The sequence below is a fragment of the Moraxella lacunata genome, assembly GCF_002027545.1.
In the GTDB taxonomy this organism is placed as follows: Bacteria; Pseudomonadota; Gammaproteobacteria; order Pseudomonadales; family Moraxellaceae; genus Moraxella; species Moraxella lacunata.
In genome coordinates this window covers 1-23,157 of sequence record NZ_MXAN01000068.1, presented here as the reverse complement: position 1 = coordinate 23,157, position 23,157 = coordinate 1, and the positions used below count along the sequence as shown (strand labels likewise).

Genomic DNA, 23,157 nt, shown 5'->3' with positions numbered 1-23,157 from the left:
ATTATTACCATTGTCTAACATTTTGTCAATTTTACCATTTTTTTGATATTTTAGGGTAAAATCACCGCTCTTATGTGGCTGTTTTGGTGTTTTTGATGATAAATGGTGTGAATTTATGGGTAAAATACCACAACCGCCATAGACTATAAATGAAGCTGCTCTTTGTGTTTCCACTGCTGGACTTTGACTTGCTTTTCAAAAGCGTTTAGGGCATCATCGATCACCACACTGACAAAATTTTGTAGCTGTGGGTGTGTGGTATCAATATTTGCTACGCCTTTGGCGATATGAATCATCAGTGCATCCAAGGTCTTTTCATCAAACAAATGTTCATTGACCGCCATGGTAACATTCTCACCGATATGGCGACCCACATTTGTAATTTGCGATTCTATCATGCCCCCTGCGATGGGAATGAGTTTAAGATATCGTCTTAGCTCAGGAGTGTCAAGGAGTGCCTGCTCAACGGAAGTACCAATATCATGCGAGAGCCTCTGCCCTGTCTGTGCCAAAAACGCCTGTTGCAACTTTGGGGCAAGCTCACGACGAAGCAAATCAAGCACCACACTTTCAAACTCAGCACGGTTACGGTTAATCGTCGTTAAAATCAGTGTGTTATATGTCCCAGACTGTGCCATCTGCTCACGAAAGTTATCAATGGCGGTCAAAATCACTCGGTCAGAGAGTTCCTCTAAGATGACATGATAATAAAACTGGGCAGATGTTATCCACTTTTTAGGAATGACCATCACGCCTGTGTCATGCAGTCGTTTGATGATAATCCCTGCTCGCAGCAGTCTTAACGCACGAAGTATGGGAAAACATGCCAGCACCTCATACCAATGCACAAAAGGGAAAAAGAACCAGCGATAATAAGTGCGACGCTTAATGGCCAGCAACCAGCGTGCCAGCAGTTCACTCACCCAAAACAGCGTAAACATCCCCCCAATGGCGGATAAGCTCACATGATAAGTCGCTTGATAGGCACTGAGCATGCCACTAAATCCGCCCCACTCGGCAAGTTTGGTCACAAGTCCGCTCATCAAAATGTTATCGGCAAATATCAAACACAGGTCAATAACCAGCAGGATAAGCATGCCGACATCGTAGATGATTTTGGTGCGACTTTGCTTAGCGGTCGGCTCTCGCTCGTCTTTGTCCGTGCCAAAGAGCGGAATGACATCGTCTGGCACATCAGAGGGTTGGGGGATTTCTAGGTCGGACAAATGGGGGGTGTGTTTGCTACTCATGGTGTTTTGCTATGATTAAACTTGTAAACATTGGGGTATTGTAAAACTTTTTGGGCAGTTTTAAAAGGTTTGGTTTTCTCATTATTTAGCCCCACCTTTTATTTAGACCTACTCAAACTCACTCATCATTTGCCCAACTCGCTCATCTTTGGCAGTCCACACCTTATCCAAAAAGTCAAACAGCTCCGCCTTGACCATCTCATCACTGTCGTATTTACCGTCTTTTAAATCGGTAAATAACCTCTCATCCATGTCCAGATGACGAATGTCCACCCCCAAACGGGTCATCTTACCTGCCCACAGCTCGCCATAGTCAGGCACACCATCAGGATAGACCACCGTCATGTCCAATATGCCGTCTATCTTATCACCCAAACTGGCAATGGCTAAGGCAAAACCTCCTGCTTTGGGCTTTAATAGGTGCTGATAAGGCGAGTTTTGGCGGGCGTGCTTGTCCTTACTAAACCGTGTGCCTTCTAGGTAGTTGAGCAGAACAAATGGCTTATCAGCGAGCAGTCCGCAGGCACGTCTGGCTTCTTCCAAATCCCGAGTGGCAAGGGCAGGGTTTTTGGCGATTTGTGCCTTGGAGTGGCGTTTCATCATCGGAAAGTCCAAAAAATAAAACGCCTGCCCCACGATAGGAATATAGAGCAGTTCATGCTTGGCAAAAAATCGGGTAATCGGCAACCGTGACTCGCTCACATACTGCACCACACTCGTGTCCACCCACGACTGATGATTGCACACGAGCAGATACCGTCCGTCTTTTTTTAGGTCATCAGGCACCGATATCCGCCAGTCACGCTCTGGCATGAGTGTATCTAGCAGGCGGTTGTTGGTGTTAATCCAGTGGTTGGCGATAGACAGCACCGCCTTGTCGCCCTGCTTTGAACCGATCAATGTCTTGGCAAGCCCCGCCCCATATAACGGCACGCTGATTGCCACGCTGTTGGCGACCATCGTCCCAAGCCCCGTACCTAGGCGGAGTTTTTGGGCAAGTTTGGGGTGTTTGTCATGGATTTTTTGAAAAAAAGATGTGGTATTAGGGTTATTTTTATGCATATGAAAACCGCTTATTGGATAAATGTAACAATTTGTGTCAAAATCTACTCATCATCAACCCATCAGAAAAAATGCCATACCGCACCCCAATGTCGCCTGATAATGAGTGTATTACCATGCACTATTTTAGCAAATTTTTATCAAAATAATCAAAAACATCAAAAAATAATTAAATCTCTTTCCAAACTAAAAATAAACCCTTATAAGTATTGGGGTTGAAGTTTTTAAAAATCCATAAAAATCAGGGTTTGGAAAGAAGTCTATTAAAAAATAATTAAAAATTATCAAAGTTTTCAAAGGCTTTTTTAAAAAAATGACTTTGAAAACAAATAAGCCGATTTTACCATCATTATTATTTAAAATAGAGGCCCTGGTTCAAAAAGTATGCTACAAAGAAAACCGTTCGTGGCGAGCTTGGGAAACCTAATGGTTTTCCTACCCGCAGGCAGGCTCAGGGCGAACGGAAAACCTAGTTCAGCATACTTTTTAGACTACTACCAAAATAGTCAAAAATCATGGTAAAAACCGCCCATTTTGACAAATTTTGATACAATTTTACCAAAATTTTATGCATTTTCCTGTAAGAATTGCCCCTATTTTAGGGCGATTGTGCAAAATACCAGTCCATTTTTACAATTAAAATAACCGATTAACTACATACTTATAACAAATAAGAGAGTTTTTTACGGCATAATAGTCTCATCAAATGGTTTGGGCTTGGTTTAAATATGTTTAAATACCTGTTTAGATTTTAATATCTAAACACCCATATCAAAATCAAGTCCAAGCCACTTTGGGGATTTTAAATTTACCATCTCTCATAGGAGTATTTTATGAAAAAAATTCTTACCATCACCGCCGTTTCTGCAAGTATGATTTTGGCAGGTTGTGCCAGTACTGGCACAGGCATGAACGACACCACAAGACAAACGGGTCTTGGTGCGTTGGGAGGTGCTGCCCTAGGTGCTGCCATCTCTAAGGCAACAGGTGGCGAACACACAGGTCGTGATGCTGCCATCGGTGCGGCACTCGGTGCAGGTGTTGGTGCTTATATGAGTCGTCAAGAAGCCAAACTCAAAGAGCAAACCGCAGGCACAGGCATTGAGGTTCAAAGAGACCCTGTTACCAATAACATTAACCTATCCATCCCAGAGGCGATTACCTTTGATGTTGGCAGATACGACATTAAGTCCAGCTCATATGGCACACTAAATCAGGTGGCTCAGACACTCAATCAGTATGACCAAACCACAGTGATGGTCAATGGTTATGCCTCCATTGAAGGCAATGCCAATTTTAATCAGGTACTATCACAAAATCGTGCCTCTGCTGTTGCCAACTATTTGGTAGGTCGTGGTGTTAACTCTTACCGTATTGATGCCATCGGACATGGTGCAACCACTCAATTTGGTAGCAGATACGAACCAAACCGTCGTGTTGAGCTAACCATCCTAGCCCCACAAAGCGTGAACTAATTTTATCCCTTTGGGTAAACCAAAACAGGTCATGTATGTGACCTGTTTTTTGTTTTTTAATTTTTCTTTTTAAAAGCCATCATGTTACAGCTAACAAAATTGAATTTTACCACGGAAACTGTTCGCCCTGAGCTATTTTCCGTCATGGTTCGACAGACTCACCACGAACGGAAACCGTAGCACTTTTTCATTTTGTAGAGTGTAAAATATTTTTAAACCCAATACATCACCACCCATGCCCCACACCGATTTATTCGCCCATTTTGACAAACATGACATCACGCTCATCATCCACAAAAAAGCCGTCAAAAACGTCAATTTTCGCCTAACATTCATAAACACTCGCCCCTGCTTTGCTGTCAGTGTACCACGTCATCTGTCCAATGATGACATTCACCGCCTTATCATGTCCAAGTCTGCATGGGCAATGGCTCACGCCCACAAACGCAAACACACCCACACCGACCACAGTCCAAGCCACGCCCACCCCAAGCTGTGGGGCGAGCCTTTTGATGTGGCGGACTATCTGACACAGCACCCTATCAGGCTATCAAAACAGCAACGCCAAGACCCCCACGCCTGCCGACTTGCCATCTATGAGCATGAACTCAAAGCTCGCCTGCCCACCCTAGCAGACACATGGCAACCTGTGGTCGGTCGCTTTGCCGATGAGATTCGCACCAAGAAAATGCACACTCGTTGGGGCAGTTGCAACACCCATGAAGCTTGCATTTGGCTATCCACTTATCTGCCTGCCTATCCCTACCCCTGCACCGAATATGTCTTTGTGCATGAACTGTGCCATCTTATCCATCCCAACCACAGCCCTGCTTTTTGGCATGAAGTCAAAAAAGCCATGCCTGACTATCAGACATGGCATAATTTGCTAAAAGGTAAGCCCTAATTGGCTTAGCCTTTGGCTTCATGGGCGGTTAAGGCTTCATTAAAAATCTCGCTTAGGATTTTGACGTCATTGACCCGTGCATAGTTTAGGCGAGTAACGAACGCGAGTCGTCTGTGTGGTCCTGTCTCATTTAGGGGTAAGGCAGTTACGTCATCGCCGATTTGCTCTAACGCCATCTTAGGTACTAGGGTTGTCCCCATGCCCACTTTTGCCATCTGAATGAGCGTGTTAAGACTGGCGTCCGAAAAGCCCGATTTTAGCTCGTTTTTATTCATGGTACAAACCGACAGCACCTGATCGGTCAAACAGTGACCCTCACCCAGTAACAGCACATCATTTTCAAACAACTCTGTGCTTGAAATGCTTGTCTTATCTTGCTTACTGTCTTTGGGGAAAATGGCATAAAAATTCTCCGCCCAAAACTCAAAGGCATGCAGACCATCAACCGCATAAGGCAGTGCCAAGATGGCGGTGTCAATATACCCATAACGCACCTGCTCTAACAGGCGTTCGGTCTGTTTTTCGGTCACCGCAATCTCAAACTGGGGGTACTTATCTTTGAGCATTGGCAACACTTTGGGAAGCAGATACGGGGCGATGGTCGGGATAATGCCTATCGTCATCGGGTAAGCAAGGGGCAACTGATGGCTGTGGGCTCGGGTCGTTAAGTCGCTAATCTCGCTAAACACTCGCTGGGCTCGCTCCAACAAATCTTCGCCGATGGGCGTGATAAGCACCTGCTTGTTATTACGCTCAAAAATCTGCGTGTCTAGCTGTTTTTCAAGCTCGGCAATGCCAAGACTTAGGGCAGATTGGGAAATGTTACACTCTTCGGCAGCACGTTTAAAATGCTTGTGTTTGGCAACGGCAAGGGCGAACTCTAACTGACGCAAGGTAATCATCACGCATTCCTTAATTTTAAAAAATCGTACCTGCTATTTTACACCTAAGTTTGATAAAACAAAACCTTTTATTTAAAACTTTTAACTGGATAAACCGTTAATTTTTGTTATCATGTAATGACTTTAAGGATTTTATCCTTTGATGAGTAAGCTCCAACCACTCATCACATTGACATTTTTAACAACAAACCATAGGTGACAATATGACTGCTATTATCAACCAACAAATTCCAGAATTTACCACCGAAGCTTTTGTAAACGGTGAGTTCAAAACCATCTCATCAGAAGACACCAAAGGCAAATGGTCTATCTTCATGTTCTACCCACACGACTTTACGTTCGTTTGCCCAACCGAGCTTGAAGACATGGCTGACCACTACGAAGAGCTACAAGGTCTTGGCGTAGAAGTGTATGCCGTCTCTACCGACAGCCATTTTGTTCACAAAGCATGGCACGATTCATCTGCTGCCATTAGCAAAGTAAAATACCCAATGCTAGGCGACGGCACTGGTAAAATCACTCGTGGCTTTAACATCATGATTGAAGACGAGCACGCTGCATTGCGTGGTACTTTCTTAGTAGACCCAGACGGTCTTATTAAGGTTGCCGAGATTCACGACTTAGGCATCGGTCGCTCTGCCAAAGACATGATTCGCAAAGTCAAAGCCGCCCAATATGTGCGTGAAAATGACGGCGAAGTTTGCCCAGCTGCTTGGGAGGCAGGTCAAGAAACCTTAAAACCAAGTTTGGATTTGGTTGGTAAAATCTGATTTGATGATTGGTCAAAAAGAGATAAAATCGCTCAAAATTTGGGCGATTTTTTATGGTCAAATGAAAAATGATTACATAAAAAACACAGGTCTCATACCTGTGTTTTAGAACCTATGTTTAAAACCTGCATGTAAAACGTTTTTGAAATAACCTACTCATGCCTTACTAAGCAAATATTGATACAATTCATCTTTTAGGGCAAGTTTTTTGCGTTTTAGCCCTTCAATTTCTTCGCCACGGCTATTATGGGCAATGGGGTCATTTTCAAGATTGGTAATCTCTTCATCAAGTTTGTTATGAGCATCAAAGAGTTTAACAAAATGCAAATCATTTTTGGTTTTTAGTTCGGTGATGAGTTCACGGTATTCTGGGAACATGAAAATTCTCCTGATTTATCAATGGGTTAGTAATATTCCAACAGCTGATTTAATGGTAACTTGTCCACCAAATCCACTTATTTGGTATGGCTTTATCTTAGCAAGAATTGGCGGTATAAGCAAGCAAAATTATCTTTTTTATGTGCTTTTTTGTATGAATTTTCTTTTTGGGATTAATTTAGTTTTATAAACTTAATATTAAAAACGTTTAAATTTTCTAAATATCAAATAACCCTTATAATACTAGGTAATTTAAACATATTCATAGGCAATTTATAGGTACACACCATGCTAGACAAATCTTTACTTGACGCTGTCAAAACTTACAGCACCAACATGACCCGCCCCATTGCCATGATTTTGGGACAAGGCGACCACGCCAAACGTGCCGAATTGGTGGACTTTTTGGAGCAAATCGCCAGTTGCTCGGACAAAATCGGCTTTGACAAGACAGTTGTGGACACTGATTTGTCGCCCATGAGCTTTAAGATTGCCACAGATAACCGTGATACAGGCATTGTGTTTAGTGGCATTCCGGGCGGTCATGAGTTTACGTCTCTCTTGCTTGCCATTTTGCACGCTGGCGGTCATACCATGAAGCTGGACGAAGGCATTCAAGAACTTGTTAAACGCATTCAAAAACCACTTAAATTTCAAACCTTTGTCTCGCTATCGTGCCACAACTGCCCTGATGTCGTGCAAGCGTTGAACCAATTTGCTGTGTTAAATGACGGCATTGAAAACGAGATGATTGATGGTGGCGTGTTCCCAGAATTGGTTGAAGCCAACAACATTCAAGGCGTGCCTGCGGTGTTTTTAAACGGCAAACCATTTTTAAATGGTAAAGTTGATACCGCCCGTATCATTGACAAACTGCAAGCCGAGTACCCCGACCTGCTTGCCGAAGGTCAAGCCGAACAGCTGGAAACCCAAGACGTAACTGTGATTGGCGGAGGGCCAGCAGGCAGTGCGGCGGCGATTTATACCGCTCGCAAGGGGCTTCGTGTGGCACTTGTGGCTGACCGCATTGGCGGACAAGTCAAGGATACCCAAGACATCGAGAACTTGATTTCCATACCGCTTACCAACGGCAATACCTTAGTAAGCAACCTTGCCACGCACATCAAAGAATACAACATCACCGTTAAAGAACACGTGAGCGTATCGTCTATCGAAGAAGTCAAAGGCGGTTATCAAGTTACCCTAAACACAGGGGCAAGCTGGACTTCACGCACGCTGATTATTGCCACAGGGGCAAAATGGCGTAAACTTGGTGTCAAAGGCGAAGATGAGAACATCGGCAACGGCGTGGCGTACTGCCCACACTGCGATGGCCCCTTCTTTAAGGGCAAGCCTGTGGCGGTCATCGGCGGTGGTAACTCGGGCGTGGAAGCGGCGTTGGACTTGGCGGGTATCGTTCAGCACGTTACCGTGTTGGAATTTGGCGATAAACTCAGAGCCGACCAAGTTCTGATTGACAAGGCAAACGCCAAAGACAACATCACGATTATCAAAAACGCCGCCACGCAAGAGATTACGGCAAATGGCGGTAAAGTAGATAGCCTTATCTATCAAGACCGAGTGTCGGGCGAGAATGTAACTTTGCCACTGTCAGCAGTATTTGTACAAATCGGACTGGTGCCAAACTCTGATGTTGTCAAGGATTTGGTAGATGTTACCGCTCATGGCGAGATTGAGATTGATGCCAAATGTCGCACCAACAAAGCAGGGGTATTTGCCTGTGGGGACGTAACCACTGTGCCTTATAAGCAAATTAACATCGCCATGGGCGAAGGCTCAAAGGCAGGACTGTCGGCATTTGAATATCTGATGATGAATTCTTGATTGGTTCAAGATTTGTATTTAAAAGCCTAATACCCAAAAAGCACACTTTATGATAAAGTGTGCTTTTTGTTAGCAAATAAATAATTTGCGTCAAAATTTTGTACGCTTGCTAATTTTTAAAAACAGGTTGAAACAATTAAAAAGCCAAGCCCCATCAAGGCTTGGCTTAATCAAGCCTTGATGGGGCATGCCAATCTTTTTCCCTTAATTGCGACTAAGGTTACAAGATTGGCTTCATCATCAAGAATTTTTACAAAACATTAAAACTTCCACTTAATAGCGACTGTACCGCCATTGGTACTGGTGTTTTTGCTAAATTCTCCTTGATATTGCCCCAAAATTTCAGTATTGGCACTTAGCTGATGACGTACGCCTAGACCGAGCGACCCTGAGAATTTGTCATTCTTTTGGGCAGTTTGGTTAAAGCTGACATCGGACAGACCATTAAATGAGGCACTGATGGTGGGGCGATGGTCGTTTTCCAGATGACCTGCCACGCTACCGATAAGCTGGGTGTTGTGATTGATAGGTTTGGCGAAGTGAACACCAGCAGTGGCACGCACGATGTTTTCACTTTCCTTGCTTACACTTACACCAAAATTATTAATTGAATCAGTGCCGCTGACAGACTCTTTATAACCATCACTAGTTAGGCGAGTGTAGCGTAATTGAGCAAATGGCGAGATGTGGTCGTTGATGGTGCCAATACGATGGTCGACACCGATACCAAGCTGGGTGATTTTGGCATCATAATCAGCTTTTGCTTTGCCTGTGAGGATATTTGCCACATTAATGTCTCGCTCGGTTTCGATATTGGCACGACCATAACCAACAAAGCCATTGACATTGGTGTCATCGCTTAGGGCATAATCGCCATAAACATAAGCCTGAGTGAGTTTGGTTTGTAGGTTTTGGCGAACCGAAGTACCTGTGCTGTCAATGTCGCTATTGGAGTGTCCGAGTGCCACACCCAGACGCAAGTCATCGCTTGCCATAGCGTCTGTCCCCACCACAAAGCCGTGTGAGTTACCATCAAATCCGGAAAATCCGTCTCGCTTATCGGCTTTATGTTTTTGTCCAACGGCTTGTAGCCACACAGAATTGCTTAGGTTATCACTGCGTTTAAACAGCGAGCGTCCGCCAGCGTCTGAGCCTTGCGTGATATCAGCACGGGTGGTAAAGATGCGATCGGTAACTGCGGTGGTAGCTAGGTTATGCTGTTCGTTGATGACGGTGGGGGCTTGGGCGTTAATCGCTGGTTCAAGATTTTCGGTGATTTGGCTTAGTTGCTCATCATCAAGTTTTGCCACAGTTTGTAGGGCAACAAGGGTTTTACCCAAACTGCTATTGGGGCTTGATACCGCTTTATCAAGTACACTTGCTACCCCCAAACCTGCGGTTTTATGGGTGTTTTGGACGGCATGAGCAAATACACCATCGTTGGTGTTGGTGTTATTTCCACCAGCATTTCCACCAGCATTTCCACCAGCATTTCCACCAGCATTTCCACCAGCATTTCCACCAGCATTTCCACCAGCATTTCCACCAGCATTTCCACCAGTATTTCCAGAGGCCTTTGCGGTCAGATGTACATTGTTGCCATCATAAACAGGCGTGATGGGAGATTTTATGCTTTGACCTTGACCATCAACCACATCAAATCGATCAAATTCACCCAAGCGGCCGTTTGTGGTGATGACATTTTTCCAGTCGGCAGATTGGGTTTTGACCAGCGTGTGAACCAAGTCAGAGGCTTGTACTGACAAATGACCATCGGTAAAGTTTGCTTGACCACTGATGTTTAGGCGGCCATAGGTGTTTTGGTTTTCAAGGCGAATGCGTATTTCATCGCCTTTTTGCATGATAAAATTACCAGTATGGGCTTTGGTTGTAGTGCCAACAGTAACCACGCCAATGGGCTTGGGTGCTGGGATATTGTCTTTTACCACCAAATTCACGGCGTTGTTTTTGTATTGGGTGTCTAAATTGGAGGTGATAGGGTTGCCCTCGTGGTCGAGAACTTGAAAATTTGTAAATTTGCCCGTGAGCGTGTTTGCTTTGACGATTTCGTCCCATTGAGCATTGGGATTTTGGCTAGTAATGAGTTTTTTGACAATGTTAGCGGCATAAACCGTGAGATTGCCTTGCTCGATGTTTAGATTACCTGCAACATGAAATTGACCATAGTCGGCATGAGTGTCATTTCGGCTATCACTACCAATGCCGATCCCTAATGTTTCACCAGCTTTCATGGTGTAGTCGCCAAGCAATTCTAGCTTACCTTGTATAACATTGAAATCGCCATCAAATTGCTTGCTTTGGGTGGACATGGTTAGCGTGCCACCACCAACTTTCATAAAACTACCAGAATAGTTGATGGGACTGGGGCGTAATGTGAATTTGCCAACATCGCCAGTTAAACGAGCGTTAGGATTAATGGTAACATTATATTGATTAACATTAAATTCAATGCCATCTGATTTTAGTTCAATCTTATCATTAGTGGTAAACCCTTTAAAGAAGTCATCTTGGTTGCCTTGCTCTATCTTGATGTCAGCACCGTTTAGCACGAGGTTGGCTTTGCCGGCTGTACCTCGTTCAATGTTATTCACAGCGACATTACCGCCACTAGACACGTTAAGATTGCCAGTGGCTTTCTCGCCGATGATCAGACGGTTTGCACTAATCATGCCGTCATTTTTGACATTAACCGTGCCATCGCCTTCGTCACCGATGGTGATGGTGATGGCATTGACTTGTGATTTGTGGTCTTTTCTTTGACCTGCCCCATCGATGTTGATGGTGCCACCTGCTCCGTGATTGGTTGAGCTAATCCAAATGTCTCGAGCATTGACTTTTGAACCACTATTGACATTGAGTGTACCATTACCGCCATCACCGACTATAAGATAGAGGTCGGCTTGTAGTTTGGACTCGCCAGACAGATTGACTGTGCCATGACCATGAGCGACACGATTGACCTCATCGCCCATGACACCAAGTAAGATGCTGTCGGCAGAGCGGACGGTTGCTCCATTTTCAATGTTGAGGATACCTGTTCCATACTGTCCAACCCCAATCCATTGGCGACCTTTGTGGGGATTGTTTGAGTCGTATACACCTTTTGCACTCATCGAGCGAACCACATCTTTTCCTGAGACAGTTACGGTAACATGGCTACCTTTGGTGGTGGCGATGTTGATGGGTTCTGCTCTGTCGCTACTTGTGGTGTAGTGTTTATCCTCATTAATGTCAAGGGCAAAAGCCGAACCGCTCGCCATCGCACCTGCCAGTACGCTGACCTTAAAAATCTTACCCGATGATTTGCCACACGCTTTGGCAAATTCGCACACGCACTGATAGATGCCTAAACTGCGGTTAAAGATAATACGATAAATGTGGTTCATAAGAATTCCTGTCTCTATAAAAACAAATACTAAGGATGAGTTGCATTAATTGGCAGAACTTACATCGATCAAACACAGCCCACAAACAATCAACCAACACTATTGTATAAATATACATAAAGTCATACATGAATACAACAGTAAACATAGTTATACCACAAATGTTTAACAAATACCGTTCAAAATTCCGACGTTGAGATAAAAGGTGTTATTTTTCATACAAAAGGCAATACAAGTGTTGTTTTAGCCTTTTAAAGTACCATGTAAATTTCAATGGATAACCCCAGCTACTTTCTCGCAATAATAAAGGGTGAAAATCAAACCAATTCACTATTGGATTATTTTTTAATAAATACAATCAATTCTCTTACCCAAAAACAAGCCCCAAACCATGTTGGGGCTTTTCACTTTATTTCATTCGACTTATCAAATTATCTTTCATCACAAACTGATGATACAACGCCCCACCAACATGGGCGATGACCAGAAACACCAACACATAAAACACCGCCCCTGTATGTAGTCCGTTCATCACCTTTGCCATCTGCCTATCAATACCAACCACACTTGGCAAACTAAACAGCCCAAACACGCTCACGCCCCGACCGCCATACATACTCATGAGCATGCCTGTGATGGGCATGGCAAGCATGGCAATATACAAGCCCAAATGGGTCAGATGGGCTATCGCCGTTTGCCATTTTGGCATGGGCGGATGTGGTGGAGCTTTGGTGATAAAGCGGTTAATGATACGCAAAACCGTCCAAATAAAGAAGCTTGCTCCGATGGATTTATGCAAACTGATGTATTCATCACCCATATTAATGCTAATAAATGCCACAATAATAAGCAACGCCCCCACCCAATGAAAAATACGAGTAAAAAGGCTGTGTTTATCAGTACGCTGTGTTGGCTGGCTTTTGGCTGGCGTGGTCATAATTTTTTTTCATGAATAAAAATGGGGGAATTAACTGTCCAAATCCACCAAACGGTGAGCGATTAAGTCCAAGTCAGGCACGACATACATCTCGCCATCTAGCGTTACCGCTTGGTACAGATAGTTTTCCTGTCTTTGTTCACGATTGGGCAAATTAGGGACAGGCAGCTGAATGTTAGCAACTTCTTCATCGCTTAGTGTGACATCCGTCACATCCGAGATACGCACCCGTCTGGTTGTCAGCTCGCCTGCGGTTTGCAGTGCCAAACGGTGAACGTCCGAGTTCCCCTCCAAGACGATGAGCTTGTCCGCTTCGATGTCTTTGGGAATCAGATGATACACCGAGACCTCTTGACCTCGCCATAGATATGTCCAGATTCGCTCATGGCATTCGTCCACGCTCATGATAAGGGCGGTTGGCACCAGCCAATTGGGCTGACCGATGGCAGGGATGGCGGTCACTTCTAATGTACCATGCTCAGCGGTGAGCAAGCTGACAGGTTCGAATTGGTGTTTTTGGATTTTATTCATTATCTATTCCAAATTAGCATTAACAGTATATTTAAACCCTCGAAGCATGTGCGTAATACGTCCTGCCAACTCCAAAGGTGTACCCACAAACTGGCAAAACCCTGAATCAATCATCGCTTGGGGCTGACTGGGGCAACCACTACTCTCAGGGCTTTGTGCCCATAGGTGACTTTTGTTTTGGGCAATTTGAGCAAGGTGTGCCGAACCGTCGTTACCCATGCCCGAAAAAATAATACCAATCAGTTCGCTACCGTATACTTCACTGGTGTTTTTGAGGAGCTGACTGATACTCGGCTGATACTCGCCCTCCCAAGGCTTATCCAGCAAAATCACCCGACCCTCGCTGTCACAGACGATTTGCTGTTCAATGGGGGCAACCAAACACAGTCCTGATTGCAGGCTTTGACTGGTACCCACCACACGGCATCGCCACTCGTTATTGCGTGTCAGCACCTTGGGAAGTCCATGAATCATCTCTTTGTCAAAATGATGTCCGATTAAAATGGCAATCGGCAGTTCAGGTGAGAGATTATCCAAAAATACCTTTAAGGCATCCGGTCCACCCATGGACGCCCCCAAAAACAACACGTACCGCCACGGGCGAGTGGTTGGGCGAGTGCATGAATGGCTTTTTTTGGCAAGAAGCTTGATGGCAGACACGCCCAGCGAATCACACAGCCGACGCAATAGCGAGCGTTGCCATCTTTGGTAATTCTCATCATGCTTGGGGTTGGGAGCCTCTTGAAAACCCACCAACACCAGACGTGGCTCATAAGTATCAATCAAGGCTTGCAGACTGTCTGATAATGGCGAATCAACCAACCACACCATGTCTTTGGGCAGTTTGGACTTTGCCATCACATCAAGCTGTTCGGTACTAAAACAGCCAATGACATCAAAGCCCACATCACGCAGTCCATCGTCAAAAGCAAACCGCTGACTGCGATTGTCACTGACGACGATGACCTTGACATCCTTAGGGTTAAAGTTGTGATTTTTGGGAACAACTTTTAAAATCTGCTCTTCAAGCTCACCAAAGGTCTTATCAATCTCGGCATGAATGGACTGCACTTTGGCTTTGTCGGCTTGAATTTTATCATGCCAATACTGTGCTGCCACACTCAGGGGTGTCGCCCTTGATGTGTCAGTATGATTGCCATGATTGTCGTTTTCCATTATCTCATCACTTAGCTGGCTTTAACATCAAGCAGATTGCCAATACGCTCTAACAACTCCACCTCTTGGAATGGCTTACCCATGTAATCATTAACACCAATCTCAAAGGCACGATCTCGGTGTTTCTCGCCTGTTCTTGATGTGATCATAATGATTGGCAAATGGCTCAAACGAGAACTATGACGTACCTGTGTGGCAACCTCAAATCCATCCATGCGTGGCATCTCAATGTCAAGCAACATCAAATCAGGCATGTTGTCCTGCAAAATCTCAATGGCATCAACACCGTCTTTGGCGACAATTACCTCAAAGCCTTGACGTTCTAGGAAACGAGAGGTTACCTTACGTACTGTTACCGAATCATCTACCACCATGATAAGATGACGACGGCTGGCAGTGGGTTCTACCTCTTTGACCTCTCGTTTTGCCTGAGCGGTACGCATGAGTGCTAACAGGTCAAGGATGAGCATGACCGAACCATCGCCCATGATGGTTGCCGCTGAAATGCCCGATAAGTTGGACAGTTGGCGACCCAATGGTTTTACCACAATCTCAATACGAGAGCCTACAATTTCATCCACTTGTAAGGCAAGAGCTTGTCCTGTTTGTGTTTTGATGATGATGACAGGCAAGGTAGTACCTGAGATAATCTCATTAAAATAATTACCCGCCAAAATTTCATTAAGATAACGCAAGCGATAGTTTTTGTTGTCAATCTTGATGGTGTTTTTGCCCGACTGATGATAAGCCAGTAGTTCGGTGGCATTCATCTGTACCACACTCTCAATCTGCACCAACGGAATGGCATACTGGCGGTCAGCCGCTCGTACAACAAGCACATCTGACATAGATACAGTCAGTGGTACACGAATGATAAAGCGAGAACCTTTGCCAGACTCTGACTCTACCGATACCGAGCCACCCAACTGACGAATCTCTGTTCGCACAACATCCATGCCCACGCCACGCCCTGATATTTGAGTTACTTTGCTTGTGGTAGACAGACCTGCGTTAAAGATATATTGCATGATATCACTGTCAGAGAGCTTCTCATTGGGGCTGATAAGTCCTTGACTGATGGCTTTATTACGTACCGCCTCCACGTTCACGCCTGAACCATCATCAGAGAGCAAAATAACCATCTCACCGCCCTCACGCATGACCTCCAACACGATACGTCCTGTTAGTGGCTTGCCCATCTCGCTCCGTTTGGCGGGCGTCTCCACACCATGGTCAACAGCGTTACGAAGCATGTGTTCTAGCGATGATGTGATGCGGTCAAGAATGCTTCTGTCCATCTCATCATCGGCGTTAATCACTGTCAGCTCAACATTTTTGCCAAGCTCGCTGGCCGTTTGACGCACGATACGTTGCAAGCGTGGGGTTAGACGTGAAAAAGGCACCATCCGTGAATTCATCAGACTGTTTTGTAAGTCCGCTTGTGTGCGTGACAGTTGTAGCAATAAATTTTCGCCATCACGGGTCTTATCAAGCATGGTTGCCTTAATGTCTAGCAAATCCGACGCCGACTCTGAGAGTGATTTTGACAGCTGGTTTAGTGATGAATATTGGTCCATCTCCAAAGGGTCAAAACCCTCATCTAAACCATCATCATCAATCTGTGCCAAAATCTGCTCTTCTAGCTCAATATCCATCCGACGCAACTGGTCAAACAGACGCTGAACCGTAACACCCATCTCCTCAATACTGCCTGTGATGCTGGCAAGATTCATGTCAATACGAGCACGGTTAATCGCCGCCTCGCCTGACAGGTTAATCATGCGTTCAAGTAATGGGGCTGAGATGCGAATCATCTCATTGCTATTACTGCTGTCCACGCTCTCACCAAACACACCTTTCATAGGTGGCATGTGACTGATGTCACGGACATTTTTAGATGCTGTCAAAAAGGCTTGGTATTCGTTGATGACATTAATTTGTTTTTCAAGCGAAACCACAGGCACTTCATTTAAGTTGTCAGGATTTTTGACAAAATGTCGCAGGGCATCCACCAGTGGCGTAGGATGTGGTGGGTTATAATTGTGTTCAAGCAATCCAATCGCTGATGTAATCCAATCATGACAGGCAAAGAGTAGATTTGTTACCATGCGTGTGGCGGGCAAGCGACGGTTTGCCAACTCTTCATAAACGGTCTCCATCTCGTGAGCCAAATCGGCCATGCCGTTGGCAGAGACCATTCTCGCCCCACCTTTGATGGTGTGTAGCTTACGCTGTAATGACTGCAAACTTGCCACATCTGATGTGTTGTTACGAAACGCCACAAAATCTTCGCTACTGCTCTCAGCAAGTTCTTTGGCTTCTTCTAAGAATGTAGCCAAAATGTCCTTATCAGGCAGCACATTCTGCCATGAATCATTGATAAAACGCTGATATTTGACCGTCTCATCAAGTGGTGCTTCGCTTGTCTCTGGCGTGGATGGCGTTTTTTGGTCTTGTTTGGTGTCAAGCATGGGAATGGCTATTGTTGCCCCCTCTGGCACTTTCCCTGCGGACAAATAGGCTTGCAAATCAGCAATGGTATTATCAGCAAAGAAAGACTGCTTGGTATTTTTAACCGCATCCAACTGCAAAGACAACACATCCTGCACACGTTGCATGGTACGCACCCACAGATCGGTAACGGTCATCTGCTTGTTTGTAAAACGTTCGTACACACTCTCTGCTTCGTGAGTGAGATCACCAATACTACTAATGCCTGCCAATCTCGCCCCGCCTTTGATGGTATGTAAATGACGTTGCAAAGTTTTTAGGTGGTCAAGGTTGTCTTTGTCATCACGCCATTGCCCAAAAACTTCTGTCACCTCAGCATCAAGCTCTAATGCTTCATCCAAAAAGATTTCTAGCAGTTCATCATCGGTGCTAATTGTCTCCAAACGAATGGGGGCTGACTGCGATGCCTTTTCATCATCTGATGTCTGAGATGCAGTGGCATTTGTCTGGGCGGACTGCTCTGTTAAGACATTTGCCAGTTCTTGGTAATAATTGTTTTGCTCTGATGTGATGGTATTTAGATGATTTAAAGCCTCTTTATTTACCGTCAATGCCATGCTGCCTGCCATGGCATCAAACAGCCCAATGAGCTCATGATGCACCGCAAGCAAGGCATCAATAAAGCCATCATCTTTGGCCTGCTCGGGATGTTCTTTTATGAGCTCATAGGCAGATTTTAAGGACATGAGCAGGTTTTGAAATTTTGGTAAGTCATGCGTACGTTCTAAGAGCGTCTCAATTTGAGCAAGTTGTGTTTTGGCATAGTTTTGTACAACATCATGCTCTTTGCCAACCACATTTTCCAGTTCAAGTTCAGCATCTAGCAGTTCATCAATGCCATCAATGAGAGTCTCTACATGATAAATATCATTCTCATCAAGCATTAATTCTTTGATTTCTTGTTTATCATCAGCAAGCTCTCCCAACTCTTGGGCACTGATGAGATTATCATCGGTTTGATTGTAAGCATTTAAATAACCATCAATGAATGCCACCGCATTTTTGAGTGCTTGTTTGTGCTTATTGCCCATCGGTGCGTCATGATGCTGTAAACTTTGCAAACCACGCTCAATGATGGCACCTACCTCGCCTACCTCCACAAGCGGTGTTAAACCCGATGCCCCACGTAAGGTATGAAATGCACGCACCACGTTATTATCCACAGGCGTTTTAGCATCTGCTTCATGCGTATCTAAAAATGTGGTTACCTCTGCCAAAAGCTCTCTGGCTTCTTCAATAAAAATCTGACACAGCATGTCCTCTTCATCATTTGCAGGACTTCTTGGTGTCGTACGAGACATTAACTGACCTGCCTGCTCTACCAGATTAAGTGCTTCGTGGGCAGGCTTGGTTTTCTTGGCAGTTTTGTTCTCTTGGGTGTTGTTTGCCTCTTGGATGACCTCATCATTGCCAATATCTTGACCCGATAAGTGTTGTGCTGATGGTTTTGTCAAAACAGGTTCAGACACCAACCCTTTGTCATCTAATGATTGCCAACCAACATCAATACGCTTGTCAATATCGCCATCTTGGATATCGGTATCTTTATCCAAATCATCATTGACATCTAGCACACGATAATCAAAGTCTTTGCCATACCCTTTGCTATACGCATGAGCCACCGCTTCCCACAGCTTTATCTTGGCAGGATAATCATCAGATTTGGATTTAAAGATTGACACCAATGCACCAAACTCACCAATCACATCGCCAATGAGAGCTTGCATGCCAGCATCCATCGGTACAGTCTCATCTAGGACACGGTTTAGCATGTTTTCAATAGACCACGCCAACTCACCCAATTCATACGCCCCAACCATACGCCCTGAACCTTTTAGCGTATGAAAACCTCGGCGGATGTCGGTCAGCGTGCCTTTGTCAGGACTGCTTTGGTATTTATCAAAAAGCGGAATGATGGTCTCTAAGACCTCGCCTGCCTCTTCAATATAAATCTCACGAATGTCCTCATCAACTTCCATCGGTTCATACGTGGTCGCCTTAGCAGTCTCAATAAAAGGCATTAACACATCTGGTAGCGTGCTTTGTGTTTTTGATGATACTTCATCAACATCAACACCATTTAAACCGTCGCCAACATCACTTGTTGATGCCTGTTCTGCCTCATCAATTACCCTCTCATCGTCGCCAGCACTCATGTCAGTTTCATCAGATGCCAAATCATCTGCCACATTCTCATCTGCTGGCTTAGGAGCACCTTCATCCATAGGTCTGCCCGCCAAAATGTTATTGGCACGCATGACCACCAGTGCATTATCCACACTGGGAGATTTGGTATTGGCAAAATCTTGCACCATGATGGGGATAATGTTGGCGGTCTCACTGACAATGGCCACCACATCAGGGCTGATTTTAATCGTCTCATCTAGGACACGGTTTAGCATGTTTTCAATTGCCCAAGCGGTTTCACCCACTTGCAACGCTCCAACCATACGCCCTGAACCTTTGAGTGTGTGCCAATTACGGCGGATTTCTTTGAGTGCTTTTAGATTGTGGGGGTCAGCTTGCCATTTTGGTAGGTGCGTGTGCATCTCCTCCATGACCTCATCAACTTCTTCGATGAAAATCTCACGAAATTCTTCATCATGGCTAAAATCATCTTCTTTTAGGCTTGCCTTGGCAGCAATATAAGCTTCGCTTAGAGAGTCTGTATCTTGCCCATCATCCAATACTTGCTCGGTAGGTTCATCTTGTTGGTAAGTTTTATCATCAGCGTCATCAGCGTCATCTTCTCCGATAAGAATTTGCTCTGTTTCATTTGACTGTGGTTCATCTTGTCTTTGGTTGGTAAAGTTGTCCGCCAATTTAGGCTCAACCAATACCACATCCTGTTCAGAATCGCCCTCCGATTTGGGTTCGTGAGCCATCTCATCATCAAAGACAACCTTATCGGACACATTTTGATCATCATCTGTTTGAACAACATCCACATCAGTCGTCATCTCATCTGCATTTATCTCATTAGCAGATGGCTCATCAAAAGCCAATAACTCACTGCTTGCAAGACTTGGTACAACATTATCTACCGTGCCTTCATTGACATAATCAGACAACAAAATCTCATCATCTTGGGCAGCATACACGCCATCTTCTGCTGTGCTTGGCTCTTGGTCGGATAACTCATCTACCAACAATTCATCATCATGGTCATCATCGTCATCTAAGGTCAGTGCAATACCATCATCAAACAAATCAAGCTCAATATCATCAGACAGTTGTTGGGCGATTTGTGGTTCATCTTGATTTTGGGTGTCTTGATTTTGGGTGTCTTGGTTATTTGATAATATGGGTTCATCAATAAAAATATCATCAAAGAGTTCATCGTCTGAAATATCAAAATCGGTTTGGTTATTAGTGCTTGTTGCAACATCATCAATACCAAAGTCATCATCAAAGCTAAGCGTGTCATCAAATAAATCATCAAAATCATCTTGAAATGCTTGGCTGATTTGGTCGTCTTGGGTGTTATGATGATTGACATCTTGGTAACTGGTATCTGTGACATTGGCATGTTCATCTGGCGTTATGGCAACTGTCTTAGCATCTTGATGGATATCCAGATTGGCATCATCAATGCTGACATTATCAGCATCGGCATTAGCATTTATCACATCATCATCCACAGAGACATCATCTGTTGGCAACGCATTTGTAACTTGCTCTTGATGATTATCTTGATGGTTATCTTGGGTACTGTTTTGTACAGACAATTCATCAGTATGACTCACAACAACATCTTGTGCATGGTGGACCTGCTCATTATGGGCATCCAAATCTACACCCAAATCCATATCTGCATTTGTATCCACATCAAGCGTCTGTTGGGCATCATCTAAATGCGTCTGCGATGATAAAGCGGGCAAATGTTCGCCTGCATCATCATAAACCGTGGCATGCTGATGGGCAAGACGTCGTGCCATCTCCACATCAGACAGTTCAGGTTCGTTTAGATTGGCATCAAGCAATAATTTTTGCACATCATCGGCACATTCTTCTATCCGGGTCAGCAGTGCATGATCAAATATTTGCTGTGCCAAATTATCAAGGAACATCTCAAATAAAGACAAGCTCTCTGCGGTCTTATGGGCAATTTGCCATGACAGATGATTTGGTGATTTGTCTTGAAGCAGGGTGAACACCTCCGCCATTTTTGTTGCCACTGTCGCTGCATCAAACAATCCTAGGTCATTAAAACTTTTGACCAACACCTCAAAACTCTTAGATGATGGCAGTTTATCAGTTTGCTTATCTTGTAGGTAATCTAAGAACTTATCTTTAAACTGCTCCATCAAAATACGCACATCACGAAGTACATCATTGTCATTGGCAATCATTTCATCATGATGATTGTCTTTGGTGTTAATAACCTCGGCGGTACTGGTGATGGCGGTATACAAATCTTGGAGCTGAGTGTTTATTTGCCATTGCATTTGAGCAAACATCTCATTACTACTTTGAGCGGTGGTGGCATCATTGATGATTTGTTCCACATAGCGAGCATAAAATGACCAACCACGTGCTGACAGTTGCTCTTGTAGGGCAGATAAAACATTTGTCTCAATCTTGTTATCTGCCAACGCAAAGATTAGCCCTTCAATGGTGGTTAATACATGGGAAAAGAAAGTTTGATTGTCCGTTAAAATCTCATTGAGACGTTTTAAAAAGTTATGAGCTTGTTCATTGAGTGTGTCCAGATTGGCAAGTGCCACATAAATATCAGCAATGACATTTTCAAGCCAAATACTCGCTTCAAGCTCTGGGGTAATGCCTGCCTTTTGAAAAGCAATCACACGGTCAAGCTCACCTAAAATATGGGCATAATAAGATGGTAACGGCTTGGTATTTAGTGCTGTATTTTCAAGCCATAATACCGTGATAAGCCACAACCTTTGCAATACAGGCTCTACTGTTGCCCCTGCCAAATGTGTACTAAGGTTACGCAATTTGGTTAATTGTTCGCCATTGACCCCACTTTGGATAAGTTGCCCTGCAAGCGTTCGCCATGCCTGATTGATTTCTTGATAATTATTATCATCTAGTACGCTTGGCTGTATGGCATGTAACTGTATTTGTTCACTAAATCGTTCGTGGACAACTGATTGCAAAATACTTTGTTTGTCTATATTATTGTCCCCCAAATGAGCACTCACCAAATTCAAATAATAGATGCGTGAATTTAATAAAGAGCGTCGCAAAAATCCAGTGGTGGCATAGCGATTTATCTCATGCTGTAACAGATGACTGGCATAGATGATTTTTGGTGCTAATACCGCAGGGTTGCCCACTTTTGTAAAATAATCAGCAGTTTGGGCGATGGTTTGGGCAAGTTTGGTAAAGTCGGGTAAATTTGCCATGACAAGCACGTTGCCAATAATGTCATATTGACGAGCAAAATGAGCCAAAAGCTCAGATGGCGATGGTGCTATATGGGCATGCAACGCCCAAAATTCCTGATTTAATGGGTCAATGAGCCATTCTAATGCCACTAATTCATTGGACTGCTTAATCATCTTATCATCCTAAAACAATCTTAAAAATAATATCTTGATCGGCTTACGCCATTTTTAAATCATTATTTGATGTGGGTGGTCATTTATTGGCTTATTTTTTGCCAAGCATTAATTTGTCCGTTATCCACACGTCTCATACTGGGGTGTTGCCAAAACATGGCCTCATTGGGAGCAAGCAGAACATAACCCCCAATGTCTAAATTCTGCACAAAATATGCCAAGATGTCTCTTTGGTCAAATTTTCTAAAATAAATCAGCACATTTTGACAAATAATCACCTGTTGCTTAGGCAGTTCAAGTGGTGTTTTTGCAAAAAGATTATGCCAAAAAAAATGAGTGTGTTGTCGGATTGCTTGATTCACTTGCCATATTTTTTGGCAATTAGCAACATCTGCATTATTTTGTATGGCATGGAGCTGAGAGTGATGGCGGGCAGGGATTTCATTAATTTGCCTGCCCATATTGAACCGCACCCCAAAAG

14 protein-coding genes and 1 pseudogene are annotated in these 23,157 nt (G+C 44.2%); 4 read left to right on the top strand and 11 right to left on the bottom strand.

Going from position 1 to position 23,157, the window contains the following annotated elements; genetic code table 11:
* Positions 1 to 143 precede the first annotated feature (143 nt).
* The gene (locus tag B5J94_RS09725) at positions 144 to 1,250 is read right to left on the bottom strand and encodes a hypothetical protein (protein ID WP_062501326.1); all 1,107 of its coding nucleotides are present in this window, start codon (positions 1,248 to 1,250) and stop codon (positions 144 to 146) included.
* A gap of 108 nt (positions 1,251 to 1,358) precedes the next feature.
* Complete coding sequence (locus tag B5J94_RS09720) at positions 1,359 to 2,312, bottom strand: acetyltransferase (protein WP_062501323.1); 954 nt, start codon at positions 2,310 to 2,312, stop codon at positions 1,359 to 1,361.
* Between the two features lie 833 nt (positions 2,313 to 3,145).
* Between B5J94_RS09720 and B5J94_RS09715 the strand changes: the two genes are divergently transcribed.
* Entirely contained in the window at positions 3,146 to 3,787 is a 642-nt protein-coding gene (locus B5J94_RS09715; protein WP_062500313.1) for an OmpA family protein, read from the top strand.
* A 235-nt stretch (positions 3,788 to 4,022) separates the two neighbouring features.
* Positions 4,023 to 4,691, top strand: a complete 669-nt coding sequence (locus B5J94_RS09710; RefSeq protein WP_062500315.1) for a M48 family metallopeptidase — start codon at positions 4,023 to 4,025, stop codon at positions 4,689 to 4,691.
* A gap of 5 nt (positions 4,692 to 4,696) precedes the next feature.
* Here the strand turns inward: B5J94_RS09710 and B5J94_RS09705 are convergent, their stop codons facing one another.
* Positions 4,697 to 5,593, bottom strand: coding sequence for a hydrogen peroxide-inducible genes activator (locus tag B5J94_RS09705; RefSeq protein ID WP_062500317.1), 897 nt, complete (start codon positions 5,591 to 5,593; stop codon positions 4,697 to 4,699).
* Positions 5,594 to 5,796: 203 nt separating this feature from the next.
* On the opposite strand from B5J94_RS09705, the gene ahpC reads away from it, so the two are divergent.
* Positions 5,797 to 6,363, top strand: coding sequence for an alkyl hydroperoxide reductase subunit C (gene ahpC, locus B5J94_RS09700; RefSeq protein WP_062500319.1), 567 nt, complete (start codon positions 5,797 to 5,799; stop codon positions 6,361 to 6,363).
* A 156-nt stretch (positions 6,364 to 6,519) separates the two neighbouring features.
* Here ahpC and B5J94_RS09695 read toward each other — a convergent pair whose 3' ends face one another.
* Entirely contained in the window at positions 6,520 to 6,741 is a 222-nt protein-coding gene (locus B5J94_RS09695) for a YdcH family protein (protein ID WP_062500321.1), read from the bottom strand.
* A 288-nt stretch (positions 6,742 to 7,029) separates the two neighbouring features.
* On the opposite strand from B5J94_RS09695, the gene ahpF reads away from it, so the two are divergent.
* Entirely contained in the window at positions 7,030 to 8,586 is a 1,557-nt protein-coding gene (ahpF, locus tag B5J94_RS09690; RefSeq protein ID WP_062500323.1) for an alkyl hydroperoxide reductase subunit F, read from the top strand.
* Positions 8,587 to 8,846: 260 nt separating this feature from the next.
* Here ahpF and B5J94_RS09685 read toward each other — a convergent pair whose 3' ends face one another.
* From B5J94_RS09685 to B5J94_RS09660, 7 genes and pseudogenes are all read right to left on the bottom strand, one after another.
* The gene (locus B5J94_RS09685) at positions 8,847 to 11,993 is read right to left on the bottom strand and encodes an autotransporter outer membrane beta-barrel domain-containing protein (protein WP_079364108.1); all 3,147 of its coding nucleotides are present in this window, start codon (positions 11,991 to 11,993) and stop codon (positions 8,847 to 8,849) included.
* A 409-nt stretch (positions 11,994 to 12,402) separates the two neighbouring features.
* Positions 12,403 to 12,930: a cytochrome b gene (locus B5J94_RS09680; RefSeq protein WP_062499281.1), complete on the bottom strand. Its 528-nt coding sequence runs from the start codon at positions 12,928 to 12,930 to the stop codon at positions 12,403 to 12,405.
* Positions 12,931 to 12,960: 30 nt separating this feature from the next.
* The gene (locus tag B5J94_RS09675; protein WP_062499280.1) at positions 12,961 to 13,461 is read right to left on the bottom strand and encodes a hypothetical protein; all 501 of its coding nucleotides are present in this window, start codon (positions 13,459 to 13,461) and stop codon (positions 12,961 to 12,963) included.
* Positions 13,462 to 13,464: 3 nt separating this feature from the next.
* A complete protein-coding gene (locus B5J94_RS09670) occupies positions 13,465 to 14,637 on the bottom strand; it encodes a chemotaxis protein CheB (RefSeq protein ID WP_079364103.1) in 1,173 nt (390 codons plus the stop codon).
* Between the two features lie 11 nt (positions 14,638 to 14,648).
* Positions 14,649 to 15,485, bottom strand: a complete 837-nt coding sequence (locus B5J94_RS15210; protein ID WP_444542970.1) for a response regulator — start codon at positions 15,483 to 15,485, stop codon at positions 14,649 to 14,651.
* Between the two features lie 18 nt (positions 15,486 to 15,503).
* Positions 15,504 to 20,033, bottom strand: a pseudogene (locus tag B5J94_RS15150) (Hpt domain-containing protein); the annotation flags it as partial.
* 2,726 nt (positions 20,034 to 22,759) lie between these two features.
* A partial coding sequence (locus B5J94_RS09660) for a CheR family methyltransferase (protein WP_322853509.1) occupies positions 22,760 to 23,157 on the bottom strand: 398 nt, incomplete at its 5' end.